We start from the raw sequence: 23,626 nt of genomic DNA, 5'->3' as shown, positions 1-23,626 counted from the left end.
ATCTTGCAGACATGATCTTGAATGTAGAGAAATCCGGCTGTGCATCGGGGTAGTCTACTGAAGCCAGCCTTATCTATTTTGGTTGACGCATGACGGTTTTTAGCAAGTATTTTCGGCGCATAGGTTTCAGTCGGCAATTGACGCTCATCATCACTGCTGCCATCCTGGTGCTGGCCCTGTTTTCATCCATCATGAATTCCTGGCAGGCCAGTCATCGCATGCGTGATTATTTTGTCGTGCAGGGGCAGCAAGTGGCAGAGAACCTGGCACGGCAAAGCCGCCTGGCCCTGCTGTATCATTCTGCCGATAATGCCAAGGAGGTGGTGGCAACCACACTGGCTTTTCCCGATGTCCTTCAGGTCGACATCATCAATGCCGATCACAAGGTTTTGTTATCGCAAAACAAGGCTGGTGTGACACCTGCACCCTTGCCGGCAGCGCCCAAAAAGCAGTTGGCCAGTGCCAGGCTGGAGCAGGAAAGCGATCATGACTGGCGTTTCAGTGCGCCGGTCGTTGGTGGCGAGACCGAAGTTTCCCCGTTTGAAGTGCAGGAAAGCAAACCGCAATTGCTCGGTTATGTAAATGTCATCATCGGCAAGGATACACTGGACAAGTTGATTACATCTTTGTTGATCAGCAATCTTGCCATTTCCCTGTCGTTCGCATTGGTGTTATTGGGCGTCATACGCCTGGTATCACGTCAGATGATACGTCCGTTGAACCAGCTGTCAGCCCTGATGGGCAGGGCAGAAGCTGGCGAGTCCGGCATGCGTGCCGCACCGCAGGGATCAAAAGACATCATAGAAATGGCGCAGGCTTTCAATCAGATGATGTCTGTGCTTGAAGAACGCGAAAATGAACTCAAGCAGTCGCGTGATCAGGCCTTGCAGACAGCGATCATGAAGGCGCAGTTTGCCGCCACCGTCAGCCATGAAGTACGGACCCCGCTCAACGGTGTCGTAGGCATGCTAGACATGCTCAAGGAAATGCGTCTCACCAAACATCAGCGTGAATGCGTCGACGTGGCCTGGAATTCTTCACAGGCTTTGATAGAGCTGATCAATGACATTCTCGATTTTTCCAAGATGGAAGCCGGTAAGGTCGAGGTCGAGAACATTGAATTTGACCTTAACAAGCTGATATCCGAAGTTATCACCCTGCTGGCCAAATCGGCGCAACAAAAAGGGCTGGAACTGGCTTATCTGATTGCTGATGATGTTCCCTGGCGCATCAAGAGTGATTCCCTGCGCCTGAGGCAGATACTGATCAACCTGATCGGTAACGCCATCAAATTCACTGAACATGGTGAAGTGAGCCTGTGGGTGACACGGGACAAGGCAGAGCCAACCTCACAAAGCGATAATGCTGATCAAATGCTGTCATTGCGGTTTGAGGTTCGCGATACCGGCATAGGTATGTCCGCAGATGCAGTTGCCACGGTATTTGACTCTTTCGCCCAGGCAGACCGGTCGACTACCCGCAAATATGGCGGTACCGGCCTTGGACTGGCCATCTGCAAACAGCTGGTGGCTTTATTGCATGGTGAAATCGGCGTCAATAGCACAGTGGGGCAGGGCAGTAACTTTCATTTCACCATGCAATGCCAGGCTGCATCCTCTGTCAGGGATGGTGATACGGACGACATGCTCAACATGGATTTGCGTGACGAGAGAATCCTGATCGTCGATGACAGTGAAGTCGTCAGGCTTTTTCTGGTGCAAAATCTGTCACGTCATGGCCTGTTGTGCCGTGGTGTTGGCAATGGTACGGAAGCACTGGCTTTGCTGACGCGGGCAGCCAGCGAGGCCGGTCCCTATTCACTGGTCATCATGGACATTGCCAGCGTCGATGAAAGCGGTGAGGACCTGGCCCACAGGCTGAAGATTGATCATCATCACAGCGGCATCAGGACCCTGGCTCTCGACAAATATGGCAGCGCCAGTCAGGAAAATTCTTCATCCGCAGATATCTGCCTGGGCAAGCCTGTACAGATGGAGAGACTGATGGAATCCATCCGTCATCTGTTACTTGATCCGGCCAGTCAGTCAATTGCAGTAACACCCGCAACAGCAGGACTGCCTGTGGCGCAAGCGGCCCTTTTGCCCGCTGAAGTGAGCCGTCATGCTGAACCTGCCGTGTCCGCCGAAAAAGGCGAGTGGCGGGTGCTTGTCGTTGAAGATAACCGTACCAATCAAATGGTGGCAGCGGGCATGTTATCGCTTAGTTCCTGCCATTGCGAATTTGCCGGTAATGGGAAAGAAGCAGTCGAAGCTGCAAGACGCAGTCGCTACGACCTGATACTGATGGATTGCAGCATGCCGGAGATGGACGGTTATGAGGCAACGGTCAGAATACGCAGCTACGAAGACGGCCTGGGCAGACGTACTCCTATCGTCGCCATGACCGCCAATACCCAGCCAGGAGACGCAGAAAAATGCCTGGCAATAGGCATGGATGATTACCTGGCCAAACCCATCACCCTGGTGGAACTGCGTCAGAAGCTCGAACGCTGGCTCAGACACGGCGGCGCCGCTGGACGCGCCTTGCCGGCAGATGGCAATTTGTTGCCCCTCGACAGCAGTACCATAGACAGGGCTGTGTTCGACAAATTGCGCGAGATACTTGGGCCTGGTTTGCAACAGACGGTTTCCCTGTTCCTGGAAGACACACCAATCTACCTGGAACAATTGCATCATGGACTGCAACAGAGCGACGCCGAACTGGTCAGGGCGATGGCGCATTCCATCAAAGGCAGCAGCGGTAACCTGGGGGCGCTCAGCCTGATGCAATTTGCCAAGGAAGTCGAACAACTGGCCCAGCAAGGTCATTTGCCTGATATCTCGCCCCTGCTGGGCAGCCTGCAAAATGCCTATGAAGCAGTGGCCGCAGAATTGGGTGATGAAGTCTATTTGCAAGACCACGAAGTGCTGACCAGCGATCGCCAGGTGGCCAAGGTCCTGGTGGTCGATGATGACCGCAGCACCCGCAGCACCTTGCGCCACACCCTGCAAAGAGACGGCTTCAAGGTGGAAGAAGCTGCCGATGGGTCGCAAGCCTTGCAGATGCTCAAACGCATCCGACCCGATGTGATCCTGATGGATGCCGTCATGCCGGTGATGGATGGCTTCACTGCCTGCAGCCTGATACAGGAATTGCCGCGTGGCCGCAGCATACCGGTGCTGATGATTACCGCGCTGGAAGACAATAGTTCGGTGGAGCGCGCGTTTGCTGCCGGCGCTTGCGACTACATCCCCAAGCCCATACATTTTGCCGTACTGTCCCAGCGCGTGCGCCGCATCATAGAAGCCAACCAGGCAGAAAAACGCATACGTCACCTGGCTTTCAATGATGTGTTGACGGGTTTGCCCAACCGTACGCAATTCCTTGACCAGTTGGGACGCAGGCTGGAGATGGCCAAGACCAATGGGGAATCAGTAGCGGTGCTGTTTCTCGATCTTGACCGTTTCAAGAATGTGAACGACAGCCTGGGTCATGATGTTGGTGACCGCTTGCTGGTTGCGGTGGCGCAGCGCGTGCGGCGCAGTGTACGCAATGCTGATTGCGTGGCCAGACTGGGCGGTGATGAATTCACCGTTGTGCTGAGTGAACTGGCAGACCCGGCAGCAGCCGCAGCAGCTGCGCAAAATATCTGCCGTACTGTGGCCAAGCCTTTCCAGATTGATGGGCACGATATTTTTGTGACGGCCAGCATAGGTATTTCTGTTTATCCAAACGATGGCGCTGATGTTGGCACATTGGTCAAGCATGCCGACACGGCCATGTACCGCGCCAAGAAAACCAATTCTGACTTCCAATTCTTTGAAGCCGCGATGGAGCATTCCATCTCTGAACGCGTACGCCTGGAAAACGATCTGCGCCGTGCACTGGAACGTAATGAACTGGCGGTCTTCTACCAGGCGCAGGCACGCATGGATACCGGTGAAATCATCGGTATGGAAGCCCTGGTGCGCTGGTACCATCCTACTCGCGGCATGGTGGCGCCGCTGGAATTTATTCCCATGGCGGAAGAGACCGGTCTCATCATCGCGCTGGGCGAATGGGTGTTGCGTACTGCCTGCCAGCAGATGCGTACCTGGATGCAGAAAGGCTTCCGGGATTTACGGGTGGCAGTCAATTTGTCGGTCAGCCAGTTATTGCAAAAAGATTTTGTCTCTACGGTAGAAAAAGCCTTGTCCGATACGGAATTGCCTGCGCATATGCTGGAGCTGGAGATTACAGAAAGCACCCTGATGGAACATGCACAGGACACCCTGGCTGTGCTTGACCGTTTGCGCAGTCTTGGCGTGCGACTGACGATAGATGACTTCGGCACTGGCTATTCATCCCTGTCATACCTGAAACGTTTCCCTGTCGATATCGTCAAGATAGACCGTTCATTTGTACGTGACGTACCGGGGGATGCCGATGATGCCGCCATCGTCACCGGCATTATTGCACTGGCCCATAGCTTGCGACTGGAAGTGGTGGCAGAAGGGGTGGAAACGCGGGAGCAACTGGATTTCCTGCGCTCCAAATCCTGCGATATTCTGCAAGGTTTTTATCTGAGCAAACCTGTGCCGGCACAGCAGATAGAAGATGAATTACTGTCACAGGCAGGCAAGGTGTTTTTCGGCCAGGATGGCAAGTGAGTGGGCTGCCTGCCCGCCTGTCATGCCAGGCCGAACAGCCAGGGAATTTGCAGAGGTCATTGTGTAACGGATATGATTATAAATAGAAACTGAAGAGAAATTGCCGGATTGAAGCTGGCAAGACACAGTAGCGGGTCGACCCGCCTCGCCACAGACTCCAGGAGACATGGACAAATCTATGAAAGCTTGCAAGTTGCAGCTTCGCATACCGATCAAACAGGCCCGCCTGGTGCCGGGATTGCTTCTGCTCAACTGTTTTTTGTTGATGTGGAGCCCGCCACTGCAAGCCCAGAGCAAGCCTGATCTTTCCGAGATAGAAGCCATTCACGCCCTGTCTGATCGTGATAACACGACAGCGCTCAGGCAATTACAGGACTATAAGGAAAAAATTGGCGCCAGCGCTGATCCTGCCTTGCGGGCTGAAGTGTTGAAAACCTTGATAGGCATACTGTACGACGCTGGAAAAATCAAGGAAGCCGATGCGGCCAATACCGAATTGCTGCAACTGGCGAAGTCGCGCAATGACCCTGAATTGATCAGTATGGCGCAGATAGGCGAAGCTTTTCAATTACTTGATCAGGGCAAGTTTGCGTTGGCGCTGGTCAAGCTCAACGAAGTGCAAAGCAGTTTGCGTGACAGCAAAAATGCCGAAGCACTGATGCGCCTGAACATCGGATTTGGCGCAGTACAGCTTGCTATCGGCAACTTCGACAAATCTTTGCCTTATTATCTGGAAGCCCTGCGCCTGGCAGACCAGATACCACGTCGCCGTGCCCAGGCAAAAATGTATCGCATGGAATCGATAGCCAGGCTCTATCAAAGCATGCATAACCCGGAAAAGGCGCTGGAAGCGACCGATGAAGCCCTGGTGCTGACGGCCAGGATTGATGCACCCAAAGTTACCGCTTCGCTGCAAATGACACGTGGCCTGGCCTTGATGGATCTGGCTCGCTACGATGACGCCATTGACGCTTACAAAAAAGTATTGCAGATTGCTGATGATGCAGGCATGCCTGCCATGGCTGCCACAGCCTTGAGCAATATCTCTGACTACTACCTCAAAGTACACAAATATAGCGAAGCCGAGCAAGCCGCCCGGGCTGCGCTGGAAAAAGCCAAGGTCATTAATGATCCCTATGGTATAGCCATGGGCAAGGCTAATATAGGTTTTGCCCTGGCCGGACAAAAGAAATTTGCGCAGGGCATAGAATATATCAACGAGGCCAAGAAATTTTTCATGGAGACAGGCTCCAAGTCAGATGTAGAAAGTTTGCTTAGCGAAATCGGCAGCATGTACGAAGCGGCCGACATGTATAAGGAAGCCCTGATCATCGTCCGTGAGCAACAAAAACTCAGCGATGAATTATTTCGTTCAGACCGTGCCCGTGCCGTCGCTACCCTGCAAGAACAATTCAATGCCCAGCAAAGACAAAAGCAGATCGAATTGCTGGCGCGTGAAAATCAGTTGAAAGATGCTGAGATCAAGAATCAGCAATTGCAGCAGGTCATTCTGATCCTGGCTGCCCTGGTCACTGTCATGATAGGTGTGGTGATTTTCTTTCTCTATCAACGCGTGCGCAAGACCAATGAACAATTGCGTGAAGTTAATCAACAACTGGAATTCCATGCGGTGCGTGATCCCCTGACTGGCTTGTATAACCGCCGCTCTTTTGTTGAACTGATGAAAAACAGAGCGGTCTTGCCAGGAGGCGAGCGACGTGAAGACGTGCTGGAAAATCCGGATAGCCTGATATTGATGGACCTCGATCATTTTAAAAATATCAACGACGGTTATGGTCACGCGGCTGGTGATGCTGTACTGATGGAGGTCGCCCGGCGTCTGCGCAAGACGGTGCGCGACAGCGACATGGTGTTGCGCTGGGGGGGCGAAGAATTCCTGATTTACTCGCCCCGCACCAACCCTGCACAGTTGAAAAACCTGGTTGACCGCGTCTTGCGCGGCATAGGCGAGGAGCCAATCAAAGTGGAAGGCGCAGAAATCCACGCAACATTGACAGCAGGTTTCATCAGCTTGCCGTTTTCTGGTGTGCCCGAGTTGATGTGTAACTGGGAAAAAGCCCTGCAGATTGCTGATATGGCGCTCTACCTGGGTAAAGTTAACGGACGTAATCGTGCTTACGGTGTCAGCAGGCTATTGATTCCGTATGAGGAAGCCTTGCCCGTACTTGATCATGACCTGTCCGCCGCCATCAAGGCTGGTATGGTTGAACTGGCTGAAGTGCACGGGCCGGTGAAAGCGGCAGAAGAGCCGGTTACCTTGTCAGACGCACAAGGTGATCTGGTCAGTGAAATGAAGTAACAACCACAAATAACAGCCATAGCTTGTAAAAAGTCGTATAATTTGCCGTCGCTGCCGGTCCGCCAAGGACCTGCGGTGAAAAATGCTAGGGGTCCTGCCAACTGTTTGTTGTCGGGTGAGAAATACCCTCGAACCTGATCTGGATAATGCCAGCGAAGGGAAGCTGCCGAAGACTGTGCCGCCCGTGTTCCTGTGTGTGCCACCTGATTTGGAAACTCCTTTGCTGGCTCCAAGCCAATAAAGCCAAGGAGCCAAAATGAACGCCAACCCGCAATTTCTGTCTGCTACCGCTACGGTAGATGAGGCAGCAATCCAGCCATTACCGAATTCCCGTAAAGTTTATGTACAAGGGAGCCGTCCTGATATCCGCGTACCCATGCGCGAGATCAGCCAGGCTGATACGCCCGCCATGTTTGGTTCTGAAAAGAACCCGCCGATTTATGTGTACGACACATCCGGCCCTTACACTGACCCTGAAGCAAGGATAGATATACGTTCAGGACTGGCTTCCGTACGCGGCGCCTGGATAGCCGAACGCAATGACACCGAAGAATTAGCAGGCCCGACTTCTGAATACGGTATTGCCCGTCTGCATGACCCCAAGCTGGCTGAACTGCGCTTCAATCTGAAACGCAAGCCACGCCGCGCACTGGCAGGCAAGAATGTCTCGCAGATGCACTACGCGCGCCAGGGCATCATTACGCCAGAAATGGAATTTGTCGCCATCCGCGAAAACATGCGCAGACAGGAATACCTGGCCAACCTGAAAACCTCCGGCCCCATGGGCAGCAAGCTTGCTGAAGTGATGGGACGCCAGCATCCCGGCCAGTCATTTGGCGCTTCCATCCCCACAGAAATCACACCGGAATTCGTGCGTTCAGAAATTGCCCGTGGCCGCGCCATTATTCCAGCCAACATCAACCACCCTGAAATCGAGCCGATGATCATAGGCCGTAATTTCCTGGTCAAGATCAATGCCAATATCGGCAACTCAGCAGTGACTTCTTCCATCGGTGAAGAAGTCGAGAAAATGACCTGGGCGATACGCTGGGGTGGCGACAATGTCATGGATCTGTCCACCGGCAAACACATCCATGAAACCCGTGAATGGATCATCCGCAATTCACCTGTACCTATCGGTACCGTACCGATTTACCAGGCGCTGGAAAAAGTCAACGGCAAGGCAGAAGACCTGACCTGGGAAATCTTCCGCGACACGCTGATTGAGCAGGCTGAGCAGGGCGTTGATTACTTCACCATCCATGCCGGTGTACGCCTGCAATACGTACCGATGACGGCCAAACGCCTGACCGGCATCGTTTCGCGTGGTGGTTCCATCATGGCGAAATGGTGCCTGGCACATCATAAGGAAAGCTTTTTGTACGAGCATTTCGAAGACATCTGCGAAATCATGAAGGCTTATGACGTGTCCTTCAGTCTCGGCGATGGCCTGCGCCCTGGCTCCATCTATGACGCCAATGACGAAGCACAATTAGGTGAATTGAAAACCCTGGGTGAGCTGACACAGATCGCCTGGAAGCATGATGTACAAGTCATGATTGAAGGTCCCGGTCATGTGCCCATGCACCTCATCAAGGAAAACATGGACCTGCAACTCGAGCAGTGTCACGAAGCACCTTTCTATACTCTCGGACCCTTGACGACTGATATCGCCCCTGGTTACGACCATATCACTTCTGGCATAGGCGCAGCACAGATAGGCTGGTATGGCACGGCCATGCTGTGCTATGTGACACCGAAAGAACATCTGGGTTTGCCGAACAAGGTCGACGTCAAGGACGGCATCATCACTTACAAGATCGCTGCCCATGCAGCCGATCTGGCAAAGGGCCATCCCGGTGCGCAGATACGTGACAATGCCCTGTCCAAGGCACGCTTCGAATTCCGCTGGGAAGACCAGTTCAACATTGGTCTCGATCCCGACAAGGCGCGCGAATTCCATGACGAAACACTGCCCAAGGACTCTGCCAAGGTTGCCCATTTCTGCTCCATGTGTGGTCCGCATTTCTGTTCCATGAAAATCACCCAGGAAGTACGTGATTATGCCCAGGCTCAGGGTATTACCGAGATACAGGCCCTGAAGCAGGGCATGGAAGTCAAGGCGGTTGAGTTCATCAAGTCCGGTGCTGAAATCTACAAGAAGCAATGACCATGATAGCGATACAGCTTAATGGAGAAACGCGGCAACTGGTGAGCGCGCTGCTGGCTGATCTGATTACGGAACTGAATCTGTCGCAGCAGGCGATTGCGGTGGCGGTTAACCGGCAGATCATTCCGCGGTCGCGTTGGGCAGAACATCAGTTGCAGGTTGATGACAAGGTGGATGTGGTGCGTGCGATTGGCGGTGGTTGAGGTTTTAAGGTTCCTTCCCCTTCAAGGGGAAGGAGTTAGGCGGCATCCCAAATTTTGGAGAAACAATGAACACACAAAACCAAGGCTTGACCATAGCCGGTAAAACTTACCGCTCCCGCCTGCTGGTCGGCAGTGGCAAATACAAAGACCTGGAGCAAACCCGTCTGGCGACCGAAGCCAGTGGTGCAGAGATCATCACCGTGGCGATACGTCGTGTGAATATAGGCCAGGACCCGAATGCACCAAGTTTGCTCGACGTGGTACCGCCGAGTAAATACACGATACTGCCCAACTCGGCGGGTTGCTATAACGCTGAAGATGCCGTCTATACCCTGCAACTGGGACGTGAATTACTGGGCGGCCACAAGCTGTGCAAGCTTGAAGTGCTCGGTGATGAGAAAACCTTGTTCCCGAATATGCCGGAAACCTTGAAGGCTGCAAAGGTATTGGTGCAGGACGGTTTTGATGTCATGGTGTATTGCAGCGATGACCCGATACAGGCGCGCATGCTGGAAGATATAGGCTGCGTTGCTGTCATGCCCCTGGCCTCATTGATAGGTTCTGGCATGGGTATCTTGAATCCATGGAACTTGTCGCTGATCATCGATCAGGCGAAAGTACCGGTGCTGGTTGATGCCGGTGTCGGTACCGCATCCGATGCAGCGATCGCCATGGAACTCGGCTGTGATGGTGTGCTGATGAATACCGCCATTGCGGGTGCAAAAGACCCGGTGCGCATGGCGCGCGCCATGGGGTTGGCAGTAGAAGCCGGGCGCGAAGCCTTCCTGGCGGGACGCATGGCGCGCAAATTTGCCGCGTCGCCATCGTCCCCCATGGCTGGTCGTATTGTCTGACGTTCATCCGATGAAAGCATCAACCCGTCCCTGTGTGCTGGTGTTTGCCGGACATGATCCCAGTGGTGGCGCCGGCATACAGGCGGACATAGAAGCGATTGCCGCGCAAGGTGCGCATGCCCTGCCGGTGATTACGGCATTGACAGTGCAGGACAACGATCATGCCTATGCGGTACATGCCGTCGATGTGCAGATCATCTTGCAGCAGGCAATGACCCTGGTTGCCAAGATGCCTGTCAAGGTGGTCAAGCTGGGCATCGTCGCACATAAAAAAAATGCCACGGCAATTGCAAGCTTTATCGAGAACATGAAACAGCAACAGCCGGATTTGCAGGTCATCGTTGATCCTGTGCTGGGCAGCGGCCATGGCGACAGCCTGTCGCTTGACGATGCCGTTGTTGCGATACAGCCTTTACTCAAGGTTGCCACCCTGGTTACGCCAAATTTGCCAGAGCTGAAGCGGCTGTCTCCAAAGAGTCAGGATTTGCATGCACAGGTAGGGCAATTGATGCAGGACATGGAGGCGGATGTCTTGCTCAAGGGCGGTCATGCAAATGAAGCCATGGTCAGGAATATCTGGTTCCAGCATGGGCAATGGCAAACTGCGCAGGAGTGGCAATGGCCACGTCTGCCGGGTGAGTTCCACGGCAGCGGCTGCACGCTGGCTTCCGCCATCGCCGGGCAACTGGCATGTGGTGCGGACATGGGTGAGGCGCTGGGCCATGCGCAAGCTTATACCCAGCAGAGCCTGCAACATGCCTATGCCATCGCGGCGGGGCAGTTGATACCGGCACGCCATGCTGTTGTCATTAAAAAAAGCAAAAGAAGCAAACAGGAGGAATCATGCATCAATTAAAAGGTTTGTACATCGTCACACCGGACTGGGATGATACGGCGCAGCTCGTGGCGGTGACAGAACAGGCATTGCAGGGTGGCGCAAATATCGTGCAATACCGGCACAAGACCGCCAGCAGCACCCTGCGCAAAATCCAGGCGACAGCCTTGCTGGAATTGTGCAGGGAATTCGACAAACCTTTCATCATCAATGATCATCTGGATCTGTGCCTGGAGATTGATGCTGATGGTCTGCATGTAGGCGGTACCGATATCACCGTGGCAGAAGCCAGGGTCAAATTGGGGCCGGACAAGATATTGGGGGCGTCCTGTTATGGTGATCTTGAACTGGCCAGAACTGCAGTAAAAGGCGGCGCCAGTTACATTGCCTTTGGCGGTTTCTACCCCTCGCGCATCAAGAAATATGCGGTAACGACACCGGCCTCAATAGTCGCAGATGCCGGCAGGGAATTTAACTTGCCCAAGGTGGTGATAGGTGGCATGACGCTTGATAATTGCCGGCCTCTCATAGCCAACGGAACGGAGATGGTCGCGGTGATCAGCAGCGTCTACATGGCCGAGCAGCCGCGCGAGGCAGCACAGGCATTGACTGCCCTGTTTGCCTAGGTGTATCAGGCTTGCAGCCTGCCTGCCAGCTTACTCAGTTCTTCCAGCAGTAACTGGTAAATCACTTTTACCCTCAAGGTATCACGCAAGTCCGGATGAGTCAGCAGCCACAGTTCTGATGCACAGTCCGGCTGCGTTTCGCCCAGTCTTTGCAGACCTGCCTGGGCATCACCCATGAAGCAGGGCAGCAGGGCCAGGCCCAGCCCTGCTGCGCAGGCATCGCACACACCGCCAAAACTGTTGATACGAAAGCCGACTTCATCCAGCGGTTTGAATTTTTCCAGCCAGCGCAGGCTGCGATGGCGGCTGCGTGTATCGTCCAGGGCTATCCATTCATGTTCGGCCAGGTCCGTTGACGGATGCGTCTCCAGGTATTCCCTTGCTCCATAGATGGCAAAGCTCAGGCCGGCAATGCGCTTGCCTATCAGGTGCTCGGGCGGTTGCAGGGCCGGGCGTATGGCAATGTCGGCATCGCGTTTTGACAGGTTGGCCATTTCATTGTCTATCCCTACCTGCAGGCTGATCTGCGGATAGCGCTGACGGCACAGGTGCATGATGGGTTTCAGTAATACCCGCGCCACACTATCTGTCGTTGTGATACGCACACTGCCGCTGGGGCGCAGGTCTTGGCCGGCTACCTTCAGCAAGGCCTGGGCGGCCATGTCATTGATCAAGGTGCCAGCCTTGGCCAGTTCTTCACCAGCTGCGGTAGCCTGATAGCGCCCGGCGTGGCGCTCGAACAGGCGCACGCCCAGCTGGGCTTCGAGTTGCGTGATGCGGCGAAATACCGTTGCATGATTTACATCAAGCAGGCGTGCTGCACCCGCCAGCGAACCGGTCTGCAAGATGGCTGCCACATAGCGCAAGTCATTCAAGTCTTCTCTGATTTGCATAAGTGCAAATAATTATTGTCAAATATTGGAATATTTATGCGTCAATGCAAATGATAAGCTGCTTTCACTGTCAATTCAATTGACCTAACTGATCTAACAAGGAGCCTTGCCATGAAATCGATGTTGATCAAAACCGCCGTTGCCCTGAGCCTGTCGTCCGGTTTCGCTGCCTTTGCGGGCGAACCGATCTGGGACGGCAACAAGGTTGAGATGGTCAGTGAAAAACTGGCTGACCATGTTTATGCCTATTACGCCAAAGATGCCCGTGAGCTCAACGCCAAAGGCGGCGCCGCAGCCACCAGCGGCGGCCTGATCGTTGGCAGCAAAGGGGCGCTGCTGGTGGAAACCATGCTTAATCAGCGCCTCAATAAACAGGTGCAGGACCTGAGCCGGAAACTGGGCGGCAAGCCCCTGATGTATGCCGTCAATACCAGCTCGCATGGCGATCATTCTTACGGCAACATGTTCATGCCCGCCGGCACGCGCATCATTCAGCATGCTGTGACGCGAGACTATATTGCCGCGCATCTTGATGATGACAAGGCTTTCATGATCAAGAACTTTGGCACTGGCAGGGGTATAGAGCAAATCCAGGTGCGCAGCCCGGATGTGCTGGTGCCTGCCGGCGGCAAAATCACGATAGACCTCGGTGGCAAGAGCGTTGATATCATCGATTTTGGTTTTGGCCAGACCGGTGGCGACCTCTGGGTGTGGGAGCCGCAGTCCAAAGTATTGTGGGCCGGTAACCCGGTGATTGCCGCCAAGCCTGCCTTGCCCTGGCTGCTTGATGGCAATCTGGTGGAGACTCTTGATACCTTGAAGCGCGTGTATGCCTTTTTACCAGAAGATGCCCGCATCATACCCGGCCATGGAGTGGCCATGACACGTAACGACCTGAACTGGCATATCAATTACCTCGACACCATACGCAACAAGGTACAGGCGGCAATCAACCAGGGCCTGACGCTGGAACAAACCGTGCAGCAGACCACCATGCCGGAATTTGGCGGATATGCTTTGTTTGGCTGGGTACACCCTGGCCTGAATGTACCGGCAGCATATAAGGACCTGAGCAAGAAATAAGCTGGCTGAATACAGCAGGAAATCTCCCAGGCCCTGGCCTGGGCGAAAGAGAATGTCAGCGGTTCTGACTGTCACTTGTTGGCGGTTCCAGGCTTTCCACCTGCAATAATTCCGGTGTCGTCAGTATGCCTACACTCAGAATGTCATGACCCTCGATGTTATTGCACTTGCGTGGATTTTCCAGACTGCCTGCATTGCAGAAACGGATATTACCCTTGCTGGCATTCGCGCCAGGGTAATAGAAAAACATCATGTCATTGGCCTGTTTGATGAACAGGGCCCGATCAAGCAGCTCTTCCGGGAACTTGCCCTGGGTTGCATTGAGCAGCCATTCCTTCAGTTTGGGGATGGCTTCAACAGAAATCTCCAGGGTTTCCTTGTTGTGAGGGCCATGGAAGCCAAGACTGGTCCTGGCCAGGTCCTTGCCGGCCAGCATCTGCCTTTCTATGCCAGCCATGAAGATGATGGCGCAGGCAGAGTAGCAACTGCCGCGCACAGCCGTATTGATTTTTCTTTGCGTGATCAGATGTGAAATACCATAGGCAGCGCCCATGTCACCACCCGGGCTTTCTGTCAGTACCACGTGCTTTACCGGTCCGCCACTGAGATTGCGGTGAAAGCGTTGAAGATCACTGGCCTCGATTTTGCCAAACAGGATCAGGGTGTCGTTTGACCTCAGCATGGTCATGGCCGAGGCCGGGCTCACCATGCAGGGCAGTGCTGACAGGCTGAGTGTCAGTGCAGACAGCAGTTTGTAAATACTTGGCTTCATAAAAGAGCAGATAACAAATACAGCGCGCATTATCGGCTGCATTGCCCTTTCGGGCAATGCCATCATGGCACGTCCTGCAGGCAGGCATAGGCTTGCAGGATTTTTTCATTCATCGCAATGCTGGCATTTTGCATGGGTGCACGCAAATTGGCCTGCATGGGATAGATGGAAGCGAGCACCGCTTTCAAGGGAGCGGGATTGGGTTCTTCAAACAAGGCCTGCATCACTGGCAATAAATGGTAAAAGATGCTCCTGGCCTGATCCAGTTGTCCTTCACTGATCAATTTGTGCATGCGTGCAAATAAATCAGGGCGCAGATGGGCAGAGGCCAGTATGGCGCCGGTGCCGCCCAGGCACAGTGTGCTGAAGACCTGGTGATCTTCACCAGCCAGCACTTGTATCTCATCATCAATGATCAATTGCATGGTCGCATGCAGATTACCGCCGCAATCTTTGATGGCCACGATATTGTCGTGCCTGGCCAGTTCGCGCAGGGTGGGCAATTCCATGTTGACACCGGTACGGTAGGGGATGTTGTATAACAGCACCGGTACTGCAGAGGCATTGGCAATAGTCTGGAAGTAATGCAGTACGCCTGCTTGTGAGGGGCGTATGTAATACGGTGCCGTCACCAGTACGCCGGCGACCTGGCGCTGGCCTGTCAATGCCAGCCTGTCCAGGACGTTTTGCATATGATTGCCGCTCAGGCCCATGATGACCTGGCGGGCAGGCACAACAGCCAGTACCGCATCGAGTACCTGCAACTGTTCATCGCTACTCAGTGCGGCTGCTTCACCGGTGGAGCCGCAAACCACCAGGCCGGTGGCACCGTCAGCTATCAGTTTCTTTGCCAGGGTTTGTAGCGCCGGGAAGTCAATGGCGGCATCTGCGCTGTCGGTGAACGGCGTAATCAGGGCAACCCAGATGCCGGAAAAATCGGGTTTGCCATTTGCCCTGCGGGCGAGGGCCGCAGTATTCTGTGTGCTGATATGACTGCTGTTACTGTTGTTGCTCATATTGCTGGACATGCCTGTTCTCCTGTAGACCGGTAAAGACCCGTCTTCGGAGTTGACATGGGATACAAGGGGGTATTAACCGTTTTGCCATCCTGTCAGCTCACCTGACGGGACAGCACGCCCCGGTCAGATGAGCGTCTGTTTCTTGGCTTTGGCAAAGACCGGTCCCAAAGCAGCGATGCCCTGAGTTTGTGTCTGGTCTTTGGTGTGAATGTGCATGGTAATAAGATAAAAGTGTTGCCCTGATTATCTGCGGCTTTGCGCGATATTGTCAATACGCGATTTCTTCGCCGACAACAATATTGCCGGGCTACTCTCGATTGTGTGTGGCTTAACCTGTGCTTTGCTGAGTCCCGTACATAGTCCATCGTCTGGTCCTGCGCCGAGTCCCGTATAATCTGTCTATGCAAAATTTACTCCATAACTTAAATCCTGAACAACTTGCCGCCGTGACATTGCCGGCCCAGTCTGCCCTGATACTGGCTGGTGCGGGTTCCGGCAAGACGCGTGTGCTGACGACCCGCATCGCCTGGTTGATACAGACTGGCCAGGTCTCGCCTGGCGGTATACTGGCGGTGACTTTTACCAACAAGGCTGCCAAAGAGATGCTGACGCGGCTGTCGGCAATGTTGCCTATCAATACACGTGGCATGTGGATAGGCACTTTCCATGGCCTGTGCAACCGCCTCTTGCGTGCGCATCATCGCGATGCCGGTTTGCCACAGACTTTCCAGATACTCGATTCTGGTGACCAGCTGTCTTTCATCAAGCGCCTGCTCAAGGCGAATAATATCGATGATGAAAAATTTCCACCCAAGACCCTGATGTATTTCATCAATGGCGCCAAGGACCAGGGCTTGCGTGCCGCCCAGGTCGATGCCTATGACGATTTCAACCGCAAGCTGGTTGCTCTCTATGATCTGTACGATGCTCAATGCCAGCGTGAAGGCGTGGTTGATTTTGCCGAACTGCTGTTGCGCACCTATGAGCTGCTGAGCCGTAACCAGCCACTGCGTGAACATTACCAGGACAGGTTCCGCCATATCCTGGTCGACGAGTTCCAGGACACCAATGACCTGCAATACAAGTGGCTCAAGCTGATGGCCGGCGAGGGGACAAAAAAGGGCGGCGCCGTGTTTGCCGTCGGTGATGATGACCAGAGCATCTATGCCTTCCGTGGCGCCAATGTCGGCAATATGTCCGCTTTCGAACGCGAGTTCCAGGTGCAGAACCTGATCAAGCTGGAACAGAATTACCGTTCGCACGGCCATATCCTCGACAGTGCCAATGTGCTCATCGAACACAACAGCAAGCGTCTGGGCAAGAATCTGCGCACCGATGCCGGCCATGGTGAACCGGTGCGCATCATGGAAGCCAGCAGCGATATACAAGAAGCCAACTGGATCATCGATGAGGCCAAGAACCTGATACGCGAAGGTTCGCTGCGCAGCGAGATTGCCATCCTGTATCGTTCCAATGCGCAATCACGCGTGATTGAGCATGCGCTGTTCACGGCTGGCATTCCATATCGTGTTTATGGTGGTCAGCGCTTTTTTGAACGGGCAGAGATCAAGCACGCCATCGCCTACCTGCAATTGATGGATAACCCGCATAATGATTCTGCCTTCTTGCGCGTAGTGAATTTCCCAACGCGCGGCATAGGTGCCCGCTCGCTGGAGCAATTGCAGGATGTCGCGGGGCAGCACCAGACTTCCCTCTATGCTGCAGTACGCCATGTGGGTGGCAAGGCCGGTTCTTCGCTGGCATCTTTCGTCAAGCTGATCGAAGGGGCACGTTTTGAAACACAAAACCTGCCGCTGCCCGAGATGGTCAAGATCGTGCTCGAAGTCAGCAGCCTGTTGACTCACTATCAGAGTGAAAAAGAAGGTGCTGACCGTATAGAAAATCTGGAGCAACTGGTCAATGCCGCTACGCTATTTGTATCGGAAGAGGGTTTCAATAAGGAGGCACCTGCTTTTGCCGGCCCCGCCAGCAGCGCAACTGTCCTGCTCGATAACGGTGCAGGCGATCAAGTTATCGATGCCGATGCAGCCTTGCCGACAGTGATGTCGCCCTTGTCTGCCTTCCTTTCACACGCTTCGCTCGAAGCAGGTGATAACCAGGCCCAGGCCGGCCAGGATGCCATGCAATTGATGACCGTGCATTCAGCCAAAGGCCTGGAGTTTGATGCCGTCTTTATCACCGGCCTGGAAGAAGGTTTGTTCCCGCATGAGAATAGCGCGCAGGAAGACAGCGGTGTCGAAGAAGAGCGCCGCCTGATGTATGTGGCCATCACACGCGCCCGCAAACGCCTGTACCTGAGCTTCTCACAAACCCGCATGCTGCATGGCCAGACCCGTTATAACATGCGTTCACGCTTTCTTGATGAGTTGCCGGAAGAATCTTTGAAATGGCTCTCCCCGCGTGTACAGGCCAGCTGGTTTGGCAACAAAAAATCTGCCTGGGATGAGTCGCCCGATGAAGCTGCCAACCAGATTGCACAAAGCTTCAAGCAAAAAAATACAGGTGCAGGCTGGCGCATAGGCCAGAACGTATCTCATGAGCGATTTGGTGAGGGTGTGATCGTCAATATTGAAGGGGGCAGCGGCGGTGCCAGCCCCAATGCTCAAATCAATTTTGGCAAGTTTGGTATGAAACGGCTGGACCTGAGTGTCGCAAAACTAGAAAAAATATAAGGAAGAGACAGGGATGAACACAGAGCAAACGCTGCTTTATATCGCAGCGGCCATTTTTGCGGTCGCTGTTTTGCATACTTTTTCCGGCAAATTTTTTGCGCACATGGCGCACCAGAGCAAACACCATTCAGGTCTCTGGCATTTGCTCGGCGAAGTTGAGGTAGTGTTCGGTTTCTGGGCCTTTGTTCTGGTCATGATAGTTGCAGCCTATAGTGATCAGAAGTCAGCTATCCATTACTTGGAAGGACAAAATTTTACCGAACCGCTGTTTGTTTTTGTTATCCTGGTGATTTCTGGCACCAAGCCAGTCTTATGGTCGGTTCAGCATTTTGTGTCACGCGTTGCAGCCGTTGTGCCGTTGCCTACCCAGTTGGCCACGTATTTCCTGTGTCTTTCTTTGATCCCCTTGCTGGGTTCAGTAATTACCGAGCCAGCGGCCATGACGCTGGCGGCTTTGATGCTGCGCGACCGGTTTTATAAAAAGAAGATTTCTGCAAAATTGAAATATATGACTTTGGGCACCCTCTTTGTCAACGTATCGATAGGTGGTGTGCTGACGCCATTTGCCGCACCTCCGGTATTGATGGTGGCAGAAAAATGGGGGTGGAATGTGTCACACATGTTCTTTCATTTTGGCTGGAAGGCCGCTGCGGCGGTCGCTCTGAATGCACTGATGCTGACTCTGTTATTTCGAAAGGAGTTGCAAACCGTGGAGTCAGAGCCCGACAGTGCCGATGCCGGGGCCGTACCATTGACGGTTGTGGGAATACATTACCTGTTCCTGGTTGCGGTGGTCTGGTTTTCGCATTACTCGGTAGTGTTTCTTGGTCTTTTCCTGTTCTTCCTCGGTTTTACCGAAGCATACAAACAGTACCAGGATCGGCTGATGCTGCGTGAAGGCTTGCTGGTTGCTTTCTTTCTGGCAGGACTCGTCGTGCTTGGCGGCATGCAGCAATGGTGGTTGCAGGCAGTCCTGGCAGAAATGAAACCTGCCGCACTCTACTGGGGGGCGACGGCGCTGACCGCCATTACCGATAATGCGGCCCTGACTTACCTGGGGTCGCTGGTGGCTGGCTTATCGGATGCATCCAAGTATGCACTGGTTGCCGGTGCGGTAACAGGCGGCGGCCTGACAGTGATTGCCAATGCGCCTAACCCGGCTGCCTACGCTATTCTGAAGGAGTATTTTCACGAACAGGCAATCAGCCCTCTGGGCCTGTTTGCCGCCGCTGCGGTCCCCACTCTGATCGCGGCAATTTTTTTTCAATTGGCCTAATATGCTGGTCACTGCTGTCAGTATGACCTGACAGGCTGTTGTAAATGAGGCTGTCGTTTTACGCTCCCTTGCTTTGCCAGGGTATTGTCTGCGCTACCCCCTGGGCAGGGGGAACTGTTTTAATGTCGAATCTTCCCTTAAATATAGTAGGCGCTGCCGGTCATGACTTTCGCCATAAGCTTCATACCAGTCTGTACCGGTGCCGGCAGTTGACTGGCGCCCAAAGATTGTGCCGCTGTTCCATGGGCAATCTCATCAAGGCGCATCTGCTCAACAATTGCCCGCGACTTGGCATCTTGTGACGGCAGTTTTTTCAGGTGGCTGGCCAGATGCGCCTCTACCTGTCGCTCGGTTTCCACCACAAATCCCAGGCTGATGGCATCCCCGAATTTTGCGGCCAGCTTGCCACAGGCATATGCTCCTGCATACCACAGAGGATTGAGCAGGCTCGTATGTGAATTCAATTCTTGCAGGCGCTTTGCAGTCCAGGCGAGATGATCCTCTTCTTCTACACCAGAATGCTGAAATTGCTGGCGAATTTCTTCAGCCTGGGCGTTGGCTCCCTGTGCATCATATAGCGCCTGGGCGCAGATTTCTCCGACATGGTTGACGCGCATCAGGCCTGCACTATGGGCTTTTTCCTCGTCGGACATTTCTGCCTCTGGCAGTTCATGACCCGGGATCGAGCGTCTGGCTCTTGCCTGACCGCTGACAACGCGCAGGGCACGGTCAAACTGGCTGATCAGGTTATCAATTTTGGGGTTGGCACCCGGAGATGCTTTATTCATCATATTTCTTAAATTCAAGGAGAAGCTGTCGCTGACAGTAGCGACTCAGCAATGGAGCTATTGTAAGAATTATCCTGACTTTGTGCCATGCGCTGGCGCAAACAAGACAATGTGAGCAACTTATCAGGCGGCAACTTTCAGAAAAATTGGAGTTTTGATAATGAGAAAGATAAAGCTTGTTGTGATAACACCACATAAAATTTGCTTAAATACGATCGTTCGCAAATTCTCTTTGCCCAAAATCTTTTAATTTGTTTCAATGGAATCCAGCTTCTTAATCAGCAGGTTTCGAAGTCTTCGCAAGACAGAATGTATAGAAATGACTGGCGGGTAACTAAGTACGGTCACATAAATTTAATAATTTTGGAGACGCATTCAATGAAAAAATCGATACTGGCATTTGCAGTTTTGAGCGCATTCGCAGCTACGGCATCCGCGCAATCTTCAGTCACCATCTACGGTATCGTGGATGCGGCTGTTGTTGCTACAACCAATCAAACAGCAACAGGTGGTTCCAAGTATTCCATGGATGCTGGTCAGTTACTGACTTCCCGCTGGGGTATCAAGGGTTCCGAAGACCTGGGCGGCGGCTTGAAAGCCAACTTCAACCTGGAAGGCACACTGGCAAATGATACAGGTACAGCTGGTGCCGGTTTCGGTGGTAACGTCTTTAATCAGACTGGTAGCAACACATCCCTGTTTGACCGCCTGTCGTGGGTAGGTCTGTCTGGTGATTTCGGTAGCATTACCCTGGGCCGTAACAACATCCTGGGTGTCGATTCTGTCGGTCTGGCAGACCCGATCAGTCTGGCACATGCAGGCTCCAATCCCAACGTGATGTTCAGTGCATTGAACTCCGGTGCGTTCTTCGGTGGTTTCGGTACCAACGGTGGCGGTACAGCACTGCGTCAGAATAACTCGATCAAATATGTGTCCCCACTGATGTCCGGTTTCGGCGGTGCGCTGATGTATGGTTTCGGTGAAAAAGCTGGAGACACAACAGCAAATAACTATGCCGGTCTGTCGGGCTTCTTTACTGATGGCACTAACGGTGCCGCCCTGTCCTACGCAAAACTGCGTGACAATGCCAATGCCTCTTACCTGAGCGGCTGGGCTGGTGGCGGTAAAGTCAAAGTTGCCTCCAACGTCATGTTGCGTGCAACTTATTCCCAGAACAAAGTTGAGGGTAACGTCAAGATTGATGCCCTGCCGAGCGCAAACGGCCGCAAGATTGCTGTAATCGGCCTTGGTGCAGATTTCACCTTGTCTGATCAGATGACTTTGACAACCGCTTACTATAATACCAAGCGTTCTGGCGACATCGACGGCAAAGCTGACCAGTACATCCTGCTGGGCAAATATGCATTCAGCAAACGTACAACTGCTTATGCATCCCTGACTTATGCAAAAGCCGGTTCAGTCAATGCACAGGATGTTTCCCTGGCGCTGGGCATTATCGGTGCCGGCAATAGCTCGGCAACACGTACAGCTGTAGGTCTGTTGCACGCGTTCTGATTGCTGTAAGTTAATTTAATTTGCAAAGGTCGCTTTTGGCGACCTTTGCAATTTTGTTTTTGTTTCATTTTTCAGTGGAAAATGAAAAAAACAGGTATTATTTTCCATTTGGAAATATTGTTTTAATTGCATTGAATATGTTGCGTTTATTGCAATATTTGTTGCTTATTCGAGACATTATTGCCCCATATTCCCTCCAAAAGCCGATTTAGCTTGGCTGTCTAATACCATTTTTGGTCAAATACGTTAACTTCTTTTTAGCAGTCTTGTCGGTTCTTAAGAATTAGCGCGTTTCGTGCGATCAAATTTTGGCTCTGTTTTGCGCGCATCGTGCTCAATGTAGTTCATCTCAATGTGAAATCCTTTGGAGAAATATCAATGAAAAAATCACTCATCGCTCTGTCAGTTTTGGCTGCTGTTGCTGGTACAGCGCAAGCACAATCTTCTGTGACTATCTACGGTGTTGTAGATATGGCCTTGCAACATCAAAACACTGGCGATCCTGCTGGCTCCACTCTGGGCCTGGACAGTGGTATTCAATCCGGTTCCCGTCTGGGCTTCAAAGGCTCTGAAGATCTGGGTGGCGGTCTGAAAGCAAATTTCCAACTGGAAATGGGTATCAATGCTGATACAGGTAGCTCTGCTCAAGGTGGCCGTGCTTTCGGTCGTCAAGCATTCGTCGGTCTGTCCGGTGACTTCGGTGCGATCAACTTCGGTCGTCAATACACGCCAGCATTCGTTGCTATCGACAGCTTCGATCCATTCAGCACTGGTATCACCAGCGGTACAGCAGGTAGCGGTACATCCGGCCTGGGCGCTGCAGCTTACTTCGACCACGGTGGCGTTCGTACAAACAACGCAGCTGTTTACAACACAAACAGCCTGAGCGGTTTTGTTGGTACAGTATCTTATGGTTTCGGCGAAGTTGCCGGTAACAACACAGCTGGCCGTTACATCGGCCTGTCTGGTGCTTACACACAAGGCCCATTGTTTGCTGAATTCGCTTACAGCAATGCACAAAATGCTAACGGTTCTAACGCAACCAAGAGCTATTTGATCGCTGGTACTTACAACTTTGACGTTGTAACAGCACACGGCGCATTCTCTTCCATCAAAGATGATGGCGCAGGCGCAGCTGCTCTGGATCGTCGCGTATGGTTGCTGGGTGCAACAGTACCTGTCGGTTCTGGCGCGATCGTTACAAGCTACATCCGCTCCACAAACCAAAACAGCCTGATCAAAGATGCTAACGGTTCACAACTGGCTCTGGGTTATACATACTCCCTGTCCAAGCGTACTAACCTGTACACATCTATTTCCCGTGCAACTAACGACGCAAACATCAACCTGGGTAGCGCAGATTCTTCCGCTACATTCAAACCAGTTCCTAATGGCGCAACAGTCCGTCTGGTTAACGTTGGTATCCGTCACAAGTTCTAATTTTCTGCTGACTTAGGTCAGCGAAGTTAGTTACTGGCAAGATCGAAAAAAGCATCCTCAGGGATGCTTTTTTCTTTGTCTTTGCAAAAACCTTGAATTGCCTGAATTTACAAGTTGGCGATGTCAAAAATGCACTGCTTCCAAGGGTGAAGTGCATTTACCTTTTATGACGCCGAGCTTGAGGACGCCGGCAAACCGGCAGGTTATCGTCGCCGCATGACGATCAGGCGAGAGGTTCTACTGATGATGCCATCTGTTTTTTTAGAATATGAGGCTGCTAATGCAGGATTATTGGTGGCGATTTGTCGCTGTATGCACTGCAATCTGTGCCCAATTCTGGTTTTCGCAATGCATGCGGACACTCTTGTCTATTGACATGCTCATTGAGGGCATATGGACTGACTGCTGCTGGCAAGATAAAAAAACAATTGAAAACAGGTAAAAACCGGGTTGGCAAGACTTATTGTCAGGCTGTTCTGGATCATGTAAT

Annotated in this window: 16 protein-coding genes and 1 riboswitch; of the genes, 12 read left to right on the top strand and 4 right to left on the bottom strand. The window is 52.8% G+C overall.

Annotated features, from left to right (window positions below; all coding sequences use genetic code 11):
- Positions 1-89: 89 nt before the first annotated feature.
- From LZ463_RS11280 to thiE, 7 genes are all read left to right on the top strand, one after another.
- On the top strand, positions 90-4,649 hold the full coding sequence (locus LZ463_RS11280; RefSeq protein ID WP_241455724.1) for an EAL domain-containing protein: 4,560 nt from the start codon (positions 90-92) through the stop codon (positions 4,647-4,649).
- 166 nt (positions 4,650-4,815) lie between these two features.
- On the top strand, positions 4,816-6,969 hold the full coding sequence (locus LZ463_RS11275; RefSeq protein WP_241455723.1) for a tetratricopeptide repeat-containing diguanylate cyclase: 2,154 nt from the start codon (positions 4,816-4,818) through the stop codon (positions 6,967-6,969).
- A 77-nt stretch (positions 6,970-7,046) separates the two neighbouring features.
- Positions 7,047-7,147: riboswitch (TPP riboswitch) on the top strand.
- Positions 7,148-7,225: 78 nt separating this feature from the next.
- Positions 7,226-9,139: a phosphomethylpyrimidine synthase ThiC gene (gene thiC, locus LZ463_RS11270; protein ID WP_241455722.1), complete on the top strand. Its 1,914-nt coding sequence runs from the start codon at positions 7,226-7,228 to the stop codon at positions 9,137-9,139.
- A gap of 2 nt (positions 9,140-9,141) precedes the next feature.
- Positions 9,142-9,342: a sulfur carrier protein ThiS gene (gene thiS / locus LZ463_RS11265; protein WP_241455721.1), complete on the top strand. Its 201-nt coding sequence runs from the start codon at positions 9,142-9,144 to the stop codon at positions 9,340-9,342.
- Positions 9,343-9,407: 65 nt separating this feature from the next.
- On the top strand, positions 9,408-10,196 hold the full coding sequence (locus tag LZ463_RS11260; protein ID WP_241455720.1) for a thiazole synthase: 789 nt from the start codon (positions 9,408-9,410) through the stop codon (positions 10,194-10,196).
- A gap of 10 nt (positions 10,197-10,206) precedes the next feature.
- Complete coding sequence (thiD, locus tag LZ463_RS11255) at positions 10,207-11,052, top strand: bifunctional hydroxymethylpyrimidine kinase/phosphomethylpyrimidine kinase (RefSeq protein ID WP_241455719.1); 846 nt, start codon at positions 10,207-10,209, stop codon at positions 11,050-11,052.
- Positions 11,040-11,657: a thiamine phosphate synthase gene (thiE, locus tag LZ463_RS11250; RefSeq protein WP_241455718.1), complete on the top strand. Its 618-nt coding sequence runs from the start codon at positions 11,040-11,042 to the stop codon at positions 11,655-11,657. Before thiD ends, thiE begins: the two co-directional genes overlap by 13 nt.
- Positions 11,658-11,662: 5 nt before the next feature.
- Here the strand turns inward: thiE and LZ463_RS11245 are convergent, their stop codons facing one another.
- The gene (locus LZ463_RS11245) at positions 11,663-12,550 is read right to left on the bottom strand and encodes a LysR family transcriptional regulator (RefSeq protein WP_241455717.1); all 888 of its coding nucleotides are present in this window, start codon (positions 12,548-12,550) and stop codon (positions 11,663-11,665) included.
- A 111-nt stretch (positions 12,551-12,661) separates the two neighbouring features.
- Between LZ463_RS11245 and LZ463_RS11240 the strand changes: the two genes are divergently transcribed.
- Positions 12,662-13,633, top strand: a complete 972-nt coding sequence (locus LZ463_RS11240; RefSeq protein WP_241455716.1) for an MBL fold metallo-hydrolase — start codon at positions 12,662-12,664, stop codon at positions 13,631-13,633.
- Positions 13,634-13,688: 55 nt separating this feature from the next.
- On the opposite strand, the gene LZ463_RS11235 is transcribed toward LZ463_RS11240, so the two are convergent.
- A complete protein-coding gene (locus tag LZ463_RS11235) occupies positions 13,689-14,405 on the bottom strand; it encodes a hypothetical protein (RefSeq protein ID WP_241455715.1) in 717 nt (238 codons plus the stop codon).
- 62 nt (positions 14,406-14,467) lie between these two features.
- Positions 14,468-15,433: a 4-hydroxy-tetrahydrodipicolinate synthase gene (gene dapA / locus LZ463_RS11230; RefSeq protein ID WP_241455714.1), complete on the bottom strand. Its 966-nt coding sequence runs from the start codon at positions 15,431-15,433 to the stop codon at positions 14,468-14,470.
- 392 nt (positions 15,434-15,825) lie between these two features.
- On the opposite strand from dapA, the gene LZ463_RS11225 reads away from it, so the two are divergent.
- Positions 15,826-18,117, top strand: coding sequence for a UvrD-helicase domain-containing protein (locus tag LZ463_RS11225; protein ID WP_241455713.1), 2,292 nt, complete (start codon positions 15,826-15,828; stop codon positions 18,115-18,117).
- 13 nt (positions 18,118-18,130) lie between these two features.
- On the top strand, positions 18,131-19,393 hold the full coding sequence (locus LZ463_RS11220; RefSeq protein ID WP_241455712.1) for a putative Na+/H+ antiporter: 1,263 nt from the start codon (positions 18,131-18,133) through the stop codon (positions 19,391-19,393).
- Between the two features lie 137 nt (positions 19,394-19,530).
- Here the strand turns inward: LZ463_RS11220 and coq7 are convergent, their stop codons facing one another.
- Positions 19,531-20,184: a 2-polyprenyl-3-methyl-6-methoxy-1,4-benzoquinone monooxygenase gene (coq7, locus tag LZ463_RS11215; protein ID WP_489686106.1), complete on the bottom strand. Its 654-nt coding sequence runs from the start codon at positions 20,182-20,184 to the stop codon at positions 19,531-19,533.
- A gap of 375 nt (positions 20,185-20,559) precedes the next feature.
- Between coq7 and LZ463_RS11210 the strand changes: the two genes are divergently transcribed.
- Positions 20,560-21,696 carry a porin gene (locus tag LZ463_RS11210; RefSeq protein WP_241455711.1) on the top strand — a complete coding sequence of 379 codons (1,137 nt, stop codon included), beginning with the start codon at positions 20,560-20,562 and terminating at the stop codon, positions 21,694-21,696.
- A gap of 378 nt (positions 21,697-22,074) precedes the next feature.
- On the top strand, positions 22,075-23,136 hold the full coding sequence (locus tag LZ463_RS11205) for a porin (RefSeq protein WP_241455710.1): 1,062 nt from the start codon (positions 22,075-22,077) through the stop codon (positions 23,134-23,136).
- Positions 23,137-23,626 lie beyond the last annotated feature (490 nt).

The organism is Undibacterium paludis (genome assembly GCF_022568815.1).
GTDB lineage: Bacteria > Pseudomonadota > Gammaproteobacteria > Burkholderiales > Burkholderiaceae_D > Undibacterium.
This window is presented reverse-complemented; position numbering and strand designations above follow the sequence as displayed.